General features: G+C 39.4%; 18 protein-coding genes and 2 pseudogenes. 1 reads left to right on the forward strand and 19 read right to left on the reverse strand.

The window, feature by feature from the left end; all coding sequences use genetic code 11:
* Nucleotides 1-48: 48 nt before the first annotated feature.
* The 13 genes and pseudogenes from AC2VOY_RS01365 to AC2VOY_RS01425 all read right to left on the reverse strand — a co-directional run bounded on the left by AC2VOY_RS01365 (nt 49) and on the right by AC2VOY_RS01425 (nt 8,052).
* Nucleotides 49-879 carry an HAD-IIB family hydrolase gene (locus AC2VOY_RS01365; RefSeq protein ID WP_491831853.1) on the reverse strand — a complete coding sequence of 277 codons (831 nt, stop codon included), beginning with the start codon at nt 877-879 and terminating at the stop codon, nt 49-51.
* The gene (locus AC2VOY_RS01370) at nt 872-1,009 is read right to left on the reverse strand and encodes a hypothetical protein (protein WP_491831855.1); all 138 of its coding nucleotides are present in this window, start codon (nt 1,007-1,009) and stop codon (nt 872-874) included. The genes AC2VOY_RS01365 and AC2VOY_RS01370 overlap by 8 nt, the downstream gene beginning before the upstream one ends.
* Nucleotides 1,010-1,114: 105 nt before the next feature.
* A complete protein-coding gene (locus AC2VOY_RS01375; RefSeq protein ID WP_491831856.1) occupies nt 1,115-1,534 on the reverse strand; it encodes a GFA family protein in 420 nt (139 codons plus the stop codon).
* 15 nt (nt 1,535-1,549) lie between these two features.
* A complete protein-coding gene (locus AC2VOY_RS01380; protein WP_491831857.1) occupies nt 1,550-1,924 on the reverse strand; it encodes a MazG nucleotide pyrophosphohydrolase domain-containing protein in 375 nt (124 codons plus the stop codon).
* Between the two features lie 19 nt (nt 1,925-1,943).
* Nucleotides 1,944-2,549 carry a flavin reductase family protein gene (locus AC2VOY_RS01385; protein ID WP_491831858.1) on the reverse strand — a complete coding sequence of 202 codons (606 nt, stop codon included), beginning with the start codon at nt 2,547-2,549 and terminating at the stop codon, nt 1,944-1,946.
* A 56-nt stretch (nt 2,550-2,605) separates the two neighbouring features.
* Nucleotides 2,606-3,211, reverse strand: a complete 606-nt coding sequence (locus tag AC2VOY_RS01390; RefSeq protein ID WP_491831860.1) for a glutathione S-transferase family protein — start codon at nt 3,209-3,211, stop codon at nt 2,606-2,608.
* 34 nt (nt 3,212-3,245) lie between these two features.
* The gene (locus AC2VOY_RS01395; protein WP_491831861.1) at nt 3,246-4,250 is read right to left on the reverse strand and encodes a S66 family peptidase; all 1,005 of its coding nucleotides are present in this window, start codon (nt 4,248-4,250) and stop codon (nt 3,246-3,248) included.
* Between the two features lie 90 nt (nt 4,251-4,340).
* Nucleotides 4,341-4,445, reverse strand: a pseudogene (locus AC2VOY_RS01400) (aspartate racemase); the annotation flags it as partial.
* Nucleotides 4,446-4,454: 9 nt separating this feature from the next.
* Entirely contained in the window at nt 4,455-4,934 is a 480-nt protein-coding gene (locus AC2VOY_RS01405; RefSeq protein WP_491831862.1) for an HAD family hydrolase, read from the reverse strand.
* Nucleotides 4,935-5,038: 104 nt separating this feature from the next.
* The gene (locus AC2VOY_RS01410; RefSeq protein ID WP_491831863.1) at nt 5,039-5,416 is read right to left on the reverse strand and encodes a VOC family protein; all 378 of its coding nucleotides are present in this window, start codon (nt 5,414-5,416) and stop codon (nt 5,039-5,041) included.
* Nucleotides 5,417-5,573: 157 nt separating this feature from the next.
* On the reverse strand, nt 5,574-6,101 hold the full coding sequence (locus AC2VOY_RS01415) for a LysE family transporter (protein WP_491832967.1): 528 nt from the start codon (nt 6,099-6,101) through the stop codon (nt 5,574-5,576).
* A 280-nt stretch (nt 6,102-6,381) separates the two neighbouring features.
* The gene (locus AC2VOY_RS01420; protein ID WP_491832969.1) at nt 6,382-6,855 is read right to left on the reverse strand and encodes a GNAT family N-acetyltransferase; all 474 of its coding nucleotides are present in this window, start codon (nt 6,853-6,855) and stop codon (nt 6,382-6,384) included.
* Nucleotides 6,856-7,413: 558 nt separating this feature from the next.
* Nucleotides 7,414-8,052, reverse strand: a complete 639-nt coding sequence (locus tag AC2VOY_RS01425; RefSeq protein WP_491831864.1) for a hypothetical protein — start codon at nt 8,050-8,052, stop codon at nt 7,414-7,416.
* Nucleotides 8,053-8,388: 336 nt separating this feature from the next.
* Here AC2VOY_RS01425 and AC2VOY_RS01430 point away from each other — a divergent pair.
* Nucleotides 8,389-9,064: pseudogene (locus AC2VOY_RS01430) on the forward strand (transposase).
* A 22-nt stretch (nt 9,065-9,086) separates the two neighbouring features.
* Here the strand turns inward: AC2VOY_RS01430 and AC2VOY_RS01435 are convergent.
* From AC2VOY_RS01435 to AC2VOY_RS01460, 6 genes are all read right to left on the reverse strand, one after another.
* Nucleotides 9,087-9,752, reverse strand: coding sequence for a cold-shock protein (locus AC2VOY_RS01435; RefSeq protein WP_491831866.1), 666 nt, complete (start codon nt 9,750-9,752; stop codon nt 9,087-9,089).
* 150 nt (nt 9,753-9,902) lie between these two features.
* Nucleotides 9,903-10,766, reverse strand: coding sequence for a hypothetical protein (locus AC2VOY_RS01440; protein WP_491831868.1), 864 nt, complete (start codon nt 10,764-10,766; stop codon nt 9,903-9,905).
* Complete coding sequence (locus tag AC2VOY_RS01445; protein ID WP_491831869.1) at nt 10,767-11,585, reverse strand: HipA family kinase; 819 nt, start codon at nt 11,583-11,585, stop codon at nt 10,767-10,769.
* A gap of 383 nt (nt 11,586-11,968) precedes the next feature.
* The gene (locus tag AC2VOY_RS01450; protein ID WP_491831871.1) at nt 11,969-12,256 is read right to left on the reverse strand and encodes a hypothetical protein; all 288 of its coding nucleotides are present in this window, start codon (nt 12,254-12,256) and stop codon (nt 11,969-11,971) included.
* A 296-nt stretch (nt 12,257-12,552) separates the two neighbouring features.
* Nucleotides 12,553-13,320, reverse strand: coding sequence for a DUF2971 domain-containing protein (locus tag AC2VOY_RS01455; protein ID WP_491831872.1), 768 nt, complete (start codon nt 13,318-13,320; stop codon nt 12,553-12,555).
* A 162-nt stretch (nt 13,321-13,482) separates the two neighbouring features.
* Complete coding sequence (locus AC2VOY_RS01460) at nt 13,483-14,565, reverse strand: hypothetical protein (protein WP_491831873.1); 1,083 nt, start codon at nt 14,563-14,565, stop codon at nt 13,483-13,485.
* Nucleotides 14,566-14,678: the final 113 nt, after the last annotated feature.

Consider the following 14,678-nt stretch of genomic DNA (forward strand, 5'->3'; position numbering starts at 1 on the left):
TAGATTTTCGTTATTTTTGAATGTCGCGGCAATCCCTCTTTTATTCTATCATTGCGTGAAACAAAGCTGCTGCACGCTTTGCGCCCAACCTTTTGGCCCATAATCTTCTGTATCAATTAAGCTTTTACTGCGCGTCAGTGGCGGGAATTCATGCACAGGTGAGCGCACTCTCACGGCAATATCGGCATCTTCTAACATACTGATGTCATTTTCACTATCCCCAAGTGCAATGCTATAAAAATCAATACTTGGAAAGCGCTCTTGGTAACGCTGTAGGATCCAATGCATTGCTGTGCCTTTATGCGCAGCGCCTGATAGATGAATAAAACGTCCACCTTTGACCACTGTTGCCCCATTAGCGCGTAGAAAATCAATAAAACCTTGCGCTTGCTCTGCTGTGCCTTTCCAATACACAGGCTCACTAAATTGACGCAAAAGCGCAAGATTCGCTTGTGAAAGGTTCAATCCTGTCACATCTGCTAAGCGCTGCGGTGACATTTCTGTCATCAACTCAAAAAGACCAGCAAATTTTGCTTTGGCTTTTTGAATATAAAAGTGCCAGTGCTCACGCGTGGGAATAAAAGATTTGCGCCAATAGCCTTTGAAGCTTTCACAGCCTTCGATTGGGTCAATAAAATGATGCTTAGGTAAAAAAGCTGCCGCGCCATTTTCAATAATAAAAGGTGACGTTAAATGCAACTCGCGCATTAAGACTTGGGTTTCAGCAAAGGTTTTGCTTGTGGTAGGAATAACATCAATTTCGGCCACTTTTAGTGCAGATAAAACAGGTAGGACAGGTGCGTAATCATAGTTATGATGATCAAGCAAAGTCCCATCTAAATCAGTAAAAATAAGTGGCCTACGATGCGTCTTATGCATAAAAACACTCTTCAGCTTTTGCTTTAATTTGGTGCACTGCAACAAAAACACCGTATGGTGTTGCACTATAAGTGAGCACTTTTTGCTTATTCGAAGTTGTTTGGTTCGGTAAAAGTAATGATAACCACATACTAGACTCCTTGTCATGCGTGCACTTCGTTAGTGAAGCACTGTATTCATTCATACAAGAAGCGTGCCAAAGATGTTAACACTTGGTTAAATATTAATGTAGTGGTTAGCGTTTTGGTTCGTCTGGCAACTCATCATAACTAGCTAACAGATTAACATCTTTTAACCAACTCGCGCGCTTGGTCACGAAAATGTTGGCATTTGGGCTCTCTGAAAATTGGCTATCAAGGCTACCCGCAGGGAGCACCACGATATCTGTATTTTCTGTGACTATCGGCAGCGCAGATCCACATTCAGAACAAAAGCTTTTAACGTGTAAGGTGTCAAGATGTTGATAGGTTTTGACCGCCTGCTCGCCTTGCAGCCAAGTAAAAGAGCTTGTTTTAACAAAGATGTTAGCGGCATGAGCTGAACCTGTGCCTTTTTGACAGCGCGTGCAGTGGCATAAATAAAAAGAAGTGGCTTCGCCTATGCACTCATACTGCACCTGCCCGCAAAGACAAGAACCTTGGTGTAACTTTGCCATCCACAGGCCTCCGGTTTATTCCTTTTGTGCTGCTAAATACTCTTGGTTTAGCTCATCTTTCTGCTTTTGCTTCACCTCATCCCAAGCGATATTATTTTCAATGGCAGTGAGGCGTTCTTGATACTTTTTACTCGCTCTTTGAATAATAGACTCAAGTTGCACGCCTTTCTCCTTTTCCAGTGACATGACGGCATTTAAATAATCCCACAACACATCACCAAGCTCATCTTCAAGATAACACAAGCGATCTTTTGGCAGCTCTTCGAGCACCTCATCAACTTCATTTTTAATCTCAGACAAATACTTTTCAGAGCCTTCATACCAAGGGTTGGTTTTATCAAATTCTGCTTTGCGTTTCACAACTTGTAGTAATTTATCCATTTCTTGCATGTTACATCCTATGCATTCATTAATTCGGTCTAGAGATTTCAATTTTTTCAGGCGTTATACAATAAAAATCACCGCCAGCTTTACCCACTGTCGAAATTTTGTGTTGATCAATTTTGCCATCGCTATAAAGATCATCCCTGACATAAATAGCCTGAACATCAAGCAAGATTAATTTGCCACCTGTCGGCAAGTCACTGACTGGGATCACTTCTCTTAATGTACATTCATATCGAACCGGTGCATCCTTGACGGAAAGCGGCGCCACACTAGCGCTTGCACACGAGTGGACACGAGCAAAATCAAATTCACTCTCCTGCGCAGAAATACTAGCACTTGTCATATTCATTTTTCCTAGCAGCGCTTCACTAACAATATTCACCACACACTCTTTTGTTTCGAGCAAGTTATGCAGCGTGTCCTTATCTAAGCCATTTCTTTGGGTAATTTGTGTATAAAGCAGCACAGGTGGGTTGCAACTTGCAACGGTAAAAAATGAGAATGGTGCTAAATTATCAATCTGATTGCTTGAGCGAGTACTGATCCATGCAATCGGTCTTGGCGTGACGCCACCATTTAATAATTGATAATTTTCGCGCCCATCCAGCTCAGATGTTAAAAATTTCATAAAACAGACCTTCTCATTTAATCTATGTATGTTGCAGTTGCATCTTCATGGGGAAGTTATGCTAGCCCATCCATTCCCGTATATTTATCTAATGATTGGATGTCGTTTATCCAGCGTGAAATATTTGGATAGCGTGAGAGATCAAAACCGCCCTCATCTGCAACATGCGTATACGCATATAAGGCAATATCTGCAATAGTCATTTGCTCACCGACTAAAAACGATGTTTGAGATAATTGCTGCTCCATGATTGAAAGCGCTTTATTGCCTCCGGACTGCAAAGCATGAAACTCTTCAAGACGATTTTCTGGCATATTTTGATATTTTTGAATAAAACGTGCGACAGCAATATATGGCTCATGGGAATATTGCTCAAAGAAAAGCCATTCATATACTTTTGCTTTTTGATACTTATCTTCAGGTAAGAAGTCTGTGCCATCGGCAAAATAGCCTAAAATTGCATTGGATTCACACAATACACGCTTATCATCCAGCACGACGGTCGGAATTTTTCCATTCGGGTTTAACTTCAAAAAATCTGAAGTTTGGGTTTCATTGTTAAGAATATTGATATGCTGCCAGTCATGCGCTATGCCTAGCAAGGATAATAATAATTTTACTTTAAAACAGTTTCCTGACTGCAAGTCACCATAAACAATCATACACGCTCCATGTTTTTATAGGTTATTCGATTCATTATCTAGTTGATAGCCAAGGACTTTCAATGCTAATCATTTGGTTATCAAAATCAATTAAAGCTTGCACCCCTAAAGGCGTTGTGAACATAGGATGCGTATGGCAACTATCAAAGCCATTTAATATCGCGACCTCTTTGTCATTTAAAACTTCATAAAGTACATCAAGCGGCGTACGCCCTGTCCCTTTGTCATCAAATAACTCATGTTTACCCAAAACAATCGCGCCAAGTTTATCAAACACACCACAGGCCATTAAATGTGCAAAAGATCGTTCAACAGTGGCAATATCTTTTAGCGAATCTTCAATCAGCAATATATCACCTAATTTTATCTCTGGCATATACGGACTCCCCCATATACCAGCCATGGTATTTAGATTGCCCCCTATGATGCGCCCTCTCACTTTACCTGTGCCTAAGAATTGCCATTCATTTTTGTAAGTAGGTTTTGGTCTGCTTTGGCTTTCCCAATCAAACTTTATATCTGTCCAGCCAACCGGCATCTGATATTGGTATGAATCAGACGCTGAGCCCAAGATGTCCAAAAAGGATTGAAAAGTTTCGTCGACAAGTGGCGGGTATTCCCCAAAAGATGCAACCAGTGCTGGGCCATAAAAAGTGATCAAGCCAGTTTGCGCATAGATCCCCAATAACAAAGCCGTCACATCAGAATAACCAATTATGATTTTAGGATCCCTTTTAAGCGCTTCATAATCAATATAGGGCAAAAGAGAATTGCTATTATTGCCCCCAATTGTCGACATAATGCAGCGAACGCTTGGATCGCGAATCAGTTGGTTGAGCTCGTTTGCACGATCAATAATAGAACCTGAACGGTAAGAATCAGAGCGCCCTGTTAGGCTTCCCTCAACCAACTCAAACCCTTGTGATCTGAGGTAAGCTTTCGCGCGCGCAAAGCGATTGGGTGCAAACACTGTTGCCGCGCTTGATGGTGAAAAAAATCCAATTTTATCACCCTTTTGTAAAACTTTTGGGCGTATCACGAATGCTTATCCTCCATAATTTAAGCAAATAATCAAATCACATTTTGGCGTTGACTGCGCCATTTATGAAAATCACAACAGTGCTAAGTGCTAAGTAAGTGAAAGTAAAACTGCAGCCTCTGCATGAATGGCAGTTGTATCATACAAAGGTACTTGGGTATCTTCTTGCTGCACAAGCAGGGCGATTTCCGTACAACTTTCCCGCTAATTCATGCGACAAACTTCAGGCAAGTGATTGATTTCTTTTACCTTAATGTCCGCCTGAACCGGCATAATCTTCCCGCTAGGATTAAACCAAATCCCCTGAATACCTGCTTCTATAGCTGGTTTGATATCTTTATCATATGAATCACCGAGCATAATCACTGAGTTAGGATCAAGCTTTAAAATGTCGAGAATTCGATAAAAGAAATCTGGTGAGCCTTTACCTATGCCAAGGTTAGCTTTGCAAAAATAACCAGATATGTATTGAGACAGCCCCACTCGCTCAAATGCGCGTTTGATTTCATTTTCTGTTGAATCTGCTGCATTCGTCGCCACATAGATTTGATGCTTTCTCGATAAAGCTTCTAGCATTTGCAGCGCACCATCAACCGCTTGAACATATTCCCAATCACACATTTTGCCACTTTGCTCGGGAAAATCGACCATAAGCGTATCGCCCCAGTCAAACAAGTACACCATACTTATATTACCTCCTTGTTGATAACGTCCGATTTAAATACTCATCACGACACTTTTTTATCTGACATCAATAGAAACAACAAAGAAGATCCATTAAGTAAGATCTATGTGTTCCATTCTCTATTTTGCAGCACAACTCGGTAACCATCTAAGTCTTCAAATGTTTTACCCACCGCATCCCAATAATCATTATATGAGGTCACAACTTTAAACCCTGCTGTTTCCATTTGTTGGCAGCAGTTTTCCCAGACACTGGTTTCTGAAAAATAAAAGACTAAAAGGTTATCTTGGGTTGGAGAACGTCCAACATGAGTGCCTTTGTGATGCGTAAATTCTAAGTGATAGTTATGATTTTCATGCCCAATAATAGATCCGTCAAAACCATTATGTCCCTCAAAAGAGCCTAATAATTTAAATCCCAACCCATTGACATACATCTTAGTGATTTCTGCCAAATTATCGGTCGGACGGGCCACTCTCATTTTTGCATCCTTTGGTATCATAAAATATCCTTATTCATATAACGCCCGCTTAAACGGTGAGCCCCGACAAGCTAGCCAATGCAATACATAAAAAATTTAACTCACTGAATTTATTGAATTATTTTGACGATTCCTTTGGGTTAGTTGTTATGTTTTCTCAACGTATGAGAGCTGACTTTACAATTGTAAAACCTATCAATCCTAAAATAGCACCAGTCACCTTATCGATATAAAATGCGAGCTTGGTGAATCGATTACGAACACTTTGCGTCGAAAGCAATAAAATAATCGAAGCATCCCACATAAAGACAACAAGAGTCATCCACAGGCCCAGCCAGACTTTAAAGCTAAAACTTACATCATTCGTCAAAACGACCGTAAATAAGCTCAGATAAAATAATAAATATTTAGGGTTCAGAATTCCTGACATAAAGCCCGTAAACAGTTCATAGGAAAATGATTTATTTGATTTTGCTGAGTCAGCTAAGTTAATGTCTTCTAAATTATCATAAGAGGATTTTTTAGCTTTTAATGCTTGAAAAGCTAGGTAAAGTAAAAATAACCCACCTAAAACTTTTAAAGCTATCATGATTGAAACTGAAGATGCGAGGATTGAACCTACACCAATTAAGCATAAGGTAATGTAAACTGCATTCGCTAATGCAATCCCAACAGCAACACCGATAGCCTTTTGAGGTTTATTTTTTTATTGCACTTTTGACCACTAAAACAAAATCCGGTCCTGGACTAAGTAAAGCGAGAAAATGTGCAACTGCGACCGTAATAAAAACACCTGTCAAGCCAATACCCATATTCAACTATTCCTTATTAATAAGAGTGTTAAGTACTAATTAATTTTATCAAAAACATAACCTGCGATAACATGTGAGTCCTGCACATCCAAGCGTCCGCTTCACTTTTTGAAACCACAAATGCTACGGGCCGAGGTACCGTTTAGCGCTTCCTTAGGCTATTTTTCTCTGCATTATATGTTGAGGTCCAGCTGGCCCACCAAGGTACAGCTCCCCTGCATCCTCAAATCCACATTTGCAGTAACAGTTATAAGCTGGTTTATTACGGCAATTAACCGTTAATTGGAGAACTTGAAAATCTGGATAATGCTTGACGACGTAAGAAGGTAATAAATTAATGGCTTGAGTCGCAACACCCTGACCTTGAAAACGATGGTCAACCAAAAGCGATCTAACACCTAAAGCTTTTGAATCGTTAAAACCGTAGGTTTCTGTATATGACAAATCAAGAATGAAAAAGCCCGCAACTTCGCCATTATTAATAATTAGATGAGGATGTTCATGCTCTTTTAAAGATGAGATAACGTCGTTTATGTTACTCACCGTAAATTCACTCTGCTGTGGTTTAACACTGAGCAAATTCACCTCATGTTCCCTGTCTACACTATATTTTTCTATTGCGATCATTTTCCCCTCGATCTTTAATTGACGCCTAACGCCGCTTAAACGGTGAGTTCCGTAATCTTTTTTAGTGAAAACGGCTAGTGTCACGACTTGATACTGCTTACGTCTTTTTATTTCTTCGAGTGATAAACTGGCCAAAGCTTACCGATACCTTGACCTCGAAACTTAGGAGATACAGCAACACGGCATAAACGCATTTCATCGATGCTAACGTGTTACAATTCAATGAAACCAAGCACGTCGCTGCCGTTAGATAACGTTAAGAATTCAACGTCCTTTTAGTGGTTGCGTTTGATAACTCCGACACACTCAATTGGCCACTAAATACACGACCACCGCACAAAAGAGACACCTTGCGACTTGAAGACCAATTAGAGAGTTATGAAGCATCATCCTCTAAAAATTGTCTTAAATACACAGCACGTCTTTATACTTCATAACGCCCAGCTTAGGGGTGAGCAACCACCCTACTCACCACATAACACCATAATCACTGAATTTAATGCAAACCGCAAATGCTAAACTTGCGAATTCCTTTGAGCAGCTTGTTATAAAACAACTTTACTGTTCTGTAATGTCCATAGACTTTGGCGTAGGAATTACCCCAATGAAACGGGCTAAACTTAGCAATGTCATGAACAACCCGATCATTGCTTGACCAATTACCAATGAGTAAGCAACAACGCCTAATGGCGTAACATTATAAAATCCAAAGCTTGTCATCACCACAAAGCTAGTATAAACCGCTCCTAATACGCTCTCATGGGAGCCTTCGACTGCAAACGAGAACATACTGTGAAAAAATATATACTGAGCTGCGAACCAGAATATGATTTCAAAATAGTTTTGCATTAAAAGTATAACTATGCGGCGATATCCATGTAAGGCATACTCTCTTCCTGCTTTTATTGCCCGATATTCATCAAAAAGCAAAACATTTGTCTGATAAACTACAACCTCATAGACTCGAAGTAGCGCATATAGAGCTATAGCGAACCCAATAATCTGGTTGTTAATGTACAGAACAGCAGGAACAGACAATATAGATAAGAATACATGACTCAAAGCCCATACTTCTGAAAAACGTCCAGTTCTTGCCTTAGGAAAGATTTTTCGTACTAGATTGAAGAATGAGATTTGCCCTAAGATCTCGAAGATTTTAGCCCAAAAATCCACAATAAATGATTCTGATTTTTCCACTGAATTTCCTTTTGTTTTATAGCTTTCACTTAAACGGTGAGCCCCGACACCCAAGCTAAGACTAAGCTTTTTATCACCTAACCTACTGAAACCACTGCTATCACGGGGCGAATAAGGGTTAGATGCTTTGTATGGATAATAACTTATGAATTAGGGTAAAGTGAGCCCCAGACTTTAGCTGCAACTAAAGCTCTCTATCTGATAGACCGATTGAAGCGTGTCTCCTCTGTTGAGAGACCGATAACAAGAGCGAACATCAAATAGAACTCCAAGCATAAACCTCGAATAGTCTACTGGGTCTCTGAACCCACATTTGCAAACATGTGTTAGCTTATTATGAATACAATTCAGAATCAAAATATTAATGTCGGTGTTGATACTGGCAAGTCACAATTAGATATCTATATTCGCCCCCTTTATATCTTTTTCACTGTTGAAAACAATGAAAAAGGCATTAAAGAAGCCATAACCAAGCTGAAAAAATATCAGCCTCAACGAGTCGTTATTGAAGCCACTGGTCGCCTTGAAATGCCCTTTATTTTAGCTTGTGCAAAGGCTAACTTACCTTATTGTTATTGCTAACCCTGTACATATTAAACGCTTTGCGGGTGCGATTGGTAGACGAGCGAAAAATTATATTTTGCAAAGTATGCCAGGCATAGAAAAAATAGCTGCGGCATCTCTGATTAGTAATGTTCCTGAGCTTGGGTACATTACGAATAAACAAGCAGCCTCTTTGGTTGGCATTGCACCAATCACCAAAGAAAGTGGACGATACAAAGGTAAGCGTGTTATCCAAGGAGGCCGAGCTCAAGTACGGACGGTTTTGTTTATGGCGATGATGTCTGCCATGCAATCGAACCCTATTTTTAAGGCTCATTATCGACGTTTAGTTGAGGCAAGAAAACCTAAAAAAGTGGCAATTATTGCATGCGTTAGAAAGATGGTTGTGATCTTAAACTCGATGCTGAGAGATGGTGTCATGTGGGATGAAAATATAGCTAAAAATTAACTATTGACACCATACTCGTTTGTTAGGTACCTGCCGCCAACAATAATATAAACAAAAGAATCCCTCCTAAGATGAAACAGCCAATATTACTTTTTTCTAGTTGCTTAGCCCTAACCTTATCTTCTTCCGACTTTATTCCAAAGAAAAGAGCATCAAAATAATCAATTTTACTTTGTAAATCTTGTATAGACTGATTTGCTTTCGATACTGATTCACATGGTACCTGATCAGTTACTATTGCAAAGTCACCTTTAAATGCATGTACGGTATATCGATAATTTCCCGAATTGAATGTTTCTTTCTCAAAACTCATATTCAATATCGCATTACAACTAGCATCTTTAGCTAGAGTTTCGATATGCTCACGAGCTTCATCTAAACCTTTAATAAACCGACATTCAATCGAGTGCTGCTTCTCAACAGTTCCATATTTAGGCTTCGGGGCTCTAGTGGTGAAGAAATCTACCATTTCTTTCTTGAAATATACTGTTGGAACTCTAACTTTTTTCGCAGCTAATCCCCTAGGATTTGGCGTAGGATCGAACTCTACAACTACATTCTTTACCAACTTAGCTTCATCTGATTTATCTAACAATGCAGAAAAATGTAAAAAGTAACTTTCACCATCATCGCCATTTATAAAACCATACTTCTTACTAGAAATATAAGATACAACCTTGCCTTTCAAGAGAACTCCTTATGCTGAAATTTCTTTGGTACCTAACGCCGCATTAACCTGTGAGCCCCAATACTGAAGTCAACGCTAACACCATAATCACTTAATTTACAGAAACCACTGCTGCCACGGGGCGAATCAGGGTTAAATGCTTTGTTATGTTTATGCTACGTTAGCCCAAGAACATATTTCGTCCGCCAAACCACTTACAGAGGTATGCCCACCTACAGAAATGCCTTGCTTATTCATATGCCAGTCAAATTTATCAAGCGTATTCTCAATTGAAATTACTTGTTCTTTATCTAATTTTTCGACTTCATCTCCAGGCATTAGTATAAATACTGATGCTTTGTTTCCTTTACCTAACTTAACAGCCGACTCAACATCTCTAGCCGCTTTTAATAGGTTTAGCTCTATTCTTTGAACGTTTGAGTAAACAGTTGAAGCAAGTCCTCCAACAAGGTTTTTATTATCTCGAAACGGTACAAAAAGTTCATGTGAGCCTAAATCATCCTCGATAAAAATAGAACTATCAACAGGGACAAATTCTTCAAATTGTAATGCTGCTTTTATTTTTAATTCATCAACTAAACAAGTATAAAGTTTATCTGTACTAACGGAATTAAAGCGCTTTGCATTACTGGATACACGGATTTTTCTCTGCAAAGGAACTGTCTGTTCAAACAGGCTACTTAAAACTTCATCAACAGAGAAACCTTGAGCATAACCAGAGTTATCGTATGTAATTTGTGGGATCGGTGATGACTTCTTATTTTGCCGTAAGCTTTCACCAACCATGGAAGTAACGAGTTCTGCATGATAAATACCTCGTTCACCATACAGGCATTTTACTCGTTCGAAATAGCTCAACAACCTGCTATGAACTCGACCATTTTCTACGAACCCAACACCAATGTTAAGTTTTTCGCCAGTAGCTATGTCAGGCGTCCACCTGATCTTAAACCACTTCCCTTTTACTAAACTTCTCTCAGTATTTTGTCCTAATAGTTTTTCAAGATTATTCATTTAAGCCACCAATAACCCAGTTTTGCTCTTAATTCTTGATTCACTAAGATGTGCACGAGCTTCAAGGAAGTGCTGAAGGTGTGACGAGCAATCTTCATCAAGTAATGCATCACACCACTTAGTTAATTCTTGGTGGGCTTTTCTAAAAGCCTTTGGATGATCTTTACTTGACTCGACTAGGGATACAGATAAAGGTAATGGGTAGTTATTATCTTGGTACAACCCATCAAGTAACTTGTTTTTATACACACCTTCAACCACTAAATGATCTTTAGTCCACTTCTCTGAAACAGGCACATTACCATGGTCAATGACGTAAAAGTCATTGTACCCTTTAATTGTAATATTACCTGTATTCCTATCTTGGTTTGCAACCCAGTCATCGAACGCAAGCATATTGGGAAACGACTTCCACTTTTTTAACAGTTCTATACATTGATTATATGCCACCATATCTTCCATTTTCAGGTATGTATTGGGGGTCGTCCCAGACTCTTCAGTAGCCCACCCCCAATAGTAGTCACCAGAACATTCAAAGTCACCTTTGAAATTATTTTCTATTACTTCTTTGGGGATTTGTATAACTGCGACTTTCTTAGGTTGCGGGATACCTATGGCGTGAGCCACTAGGTAGCCAGTAATTTCATTGATTAAGCCACGCGGATGACATTTGGGATAAACTTTTACGTAGAAACGACCAGCTTTGTTATCTATCCACTTAACACTAGCCAAGTGTGTCGCCGCCATTCGACCATCAGACGTACTCTCCAGAGGAGCTATATATTTATCAAACGATAAAATCTTTACGATATCACTCATTTATAATTTCCTTTTGCATAATTGTATAGCTGCCTGAACCATACAATCTAAGCTGATCCTAATACTGAACCATTTAGTTGAATATTGCTTCGTAATAGATGGTTGAGGTAGATCTGACAATAAACATAACGCCCGCTTAAACGGTGAGCCCCGACATCAAAGCGTCCGCTTGCACCCTATTCACTTAACTTATTGAAACCACAACCGCAACGGGGCGAATCCGTTTTGAAGCGCTTGTTATGTGCAAAACGATCACGCCACCATAATAAGACGCTTCGCTTCCGTTTGACAACCTATAAACCCAACCACTGAATTTAAAGTTTACGTTGGATCAGCAAAACTATTTTAGCCGCTCTCACCAAATGGAACTGGCACAATGGCACTCAGCCAGCCGTCACATGCGGAACAAATAAATCATTTGCAAGTTTCTGAAATTGATAAATGCTCCAAGAATTAAAATGCTTCATGCCGTATTTACAGCGAATTATACGGCAAAAAGCCCGCTTTTTTCTCAAAGCGATCGCCACAAAAAGACTAAATGTGCCACTTTTAAGTGTTTCTGCGGTAAACCGCACATAAGCTAAGAAATCTGGAACTTTGTAGGTGGAAGTCTCAGCGACTCGAAAGTTCGTGGCAGCCGCTATTCTGACAGCAAATAAGGCATCAATCATGCGTATAACATGATGAATATTAAAGCAGAAGCGGCGAACATGTAAGAAACGCAAACACGAAACTTCATTGCGCTTTCTGCTTTAATTGTGGAGCCAAAGGAAATGTTTCAGGCGGAAGATCTGAGTAATGCAGAAGTTGGAAAATGTTACCTTGAAACACCGTACAAACGCACATAACGCCCGCTTAAACGGTGAGCCCCGTTCACCAAGCCTAGGCTTGCACCTTATTCACTTTACTCACTGAAAGCACAACTGCAACGGGGCGAATCCGATTTGAAGCGTTTGTTAGTTGCGTTCTAAATTTTGTGGTCAGAAACTTCTAAGTTCCAAGTTCCTTCCTTACGGCGTACTAATTGAACATTTACTCCATTTGATTGCCAGACTTTACGGATATTAAGGTAATCATCCTCCTTCATACCCAAACGGGTAACATTGCTGTAGGTAGAACAACCTAAATATGCTTCAACTATTGATTCTTTGGGAATTGATAAGCAATACAATGGACGCCCCAGAATTGTTACTTGATTCCATTTTCCTGCTTCATTCTCAAACTCACATGTTGAGTAACGAGATTTCTGAGAACCATTAATATTTTTTACAACTCTCACCTCCTCTTCGTACCCCCATGTTAAATCTTTCAAGAGAAATGCGTTTTTAAACAGATCGTAATTATGATGTCTGAAACACTTATATTCTGTACCTACTGACATTAGTGATTCAGTGCTTGAAGTCGGAAGCATATTTTGTGGCATGGTTGATGTGTAAACTATCTCGCCATACTGGGCAGGAATTACGCATGAGTTTTCATCTTGCAAGTGAGCCTTTTTCATATCAATGCCAATGACGACACCTCTGTGGTCATCACCATAATGTGACCACATAAGAGGATTTAGCGGGTTGCGCGTAAGCGACAACACCCCATAATTACGACTTAGACGGTTGCGGTGTGGATTTTTCTGTAGCTTACTACTCAATGTATCTGATTCTTCAAAACAAATAGCTGTACCTTCAAATGGATCATTAAGGTCTTCTAAACAAGAAAAGCCTATGGAGCTATTTTTCATTACCTTCGAAGCAGACTGAAATGACATATATTTATATAGAATCATGATTAACCTATTTCCTCGAAGCAACTAACGCCCAATTAAGGTGTGAGTAACGCAACACCAATGTTACAGTAACACACCTTAAACACACGAATTAACACATAGCAAAAATGCCAAGCGTTACGAATCACTCTTAAATTGTTTGTTAGGCATAATTTGCTTGCACTGAATCATTGTTGATGCGGTCTCCCAGCTTATCTTTTCGAAAAACTTATCTGCTGACATTTCTTTTTCAATTGATTCGAAAAAGCCGTCCAACCATTCATGGTAATCCCACTTAGTTGGACTCACTGTTGATAACCACTTGAAATCCACCTCGGCACGGAAGCCAACCTTAAATGCAAGACTATCTCTAAATGACTCCATTCCTAGGTAATGTTTTTCAAAAGCAACGGGAGTTACATACCCATAACCGTCAAAACTAGCACTTAACTTTAGTTTGAACTTAGACGTTTCAATAACAACACTGTCGTTATCCCTAAAAATTTTTGCATCTTTAGGTAAAACAAGATCAAATCTTGAATAACGCTCGCCGTTTTTCCCCACAGACATAACAACAGTCCCTTCACTTACACCTTCCCCATCCATGAAGGACAGACGATTCTCCATGGGCGAAGAAAAAAGCTCCATGAACCGATTTGTGAATAAAACTGAGGGAACATCATTTCTTTGGAAATATTTTAGCTCAGAATCATCGTACTTCTCTTTATTGAAATAATCAGTAAGGTGAGTAGATAAGGATTCAAGTACGTAGTATTCGATGGCTTCCTGTATTAGAGACATTGATGCTTTATACGGTCTATCTACGTCTCGCTTATATAAATTAGCGATAGGTTGACTGTCCCATTGACGCTTGAGAGCTTCATTTTCACTGAATGCACTACTTAAATAATCACATACCTCTTCAGACAAGTCGTATCTGGGTACACTTACTATGCTATTACTCTTGTCTGAGTAAATTAGAAAGCCATCTATATCTATACTTGCTTTTCGAGCAGACCAAAGTTTTTTAAACAAAAACAACATACAAACAACTGATAGAGCAATTATCAATAGCAGTAAAAAGTAAGGTTTACTTTTCAAAGAGTCGTAAATTATCGAAGCTGATAAGCTAGCGCAAATTCCTAATAAAAATGCAGCCACTACAACTTCTAGCAATGTTGCCCGGCTAATTGTTAACCTTTCTATCACTTTATTTTTCATTATTACTATTCACTTACTACGTATAATGCCTAACGCCCGCTTAAACGGTGAGCCCCGATCACCAAGCATCCGCTTGCGCCTTATTCACTTAACTTATTGAAACCACAACTACA

Source organism: Vibrio sp. KMM 9700 (assembly GCF_058545285.1).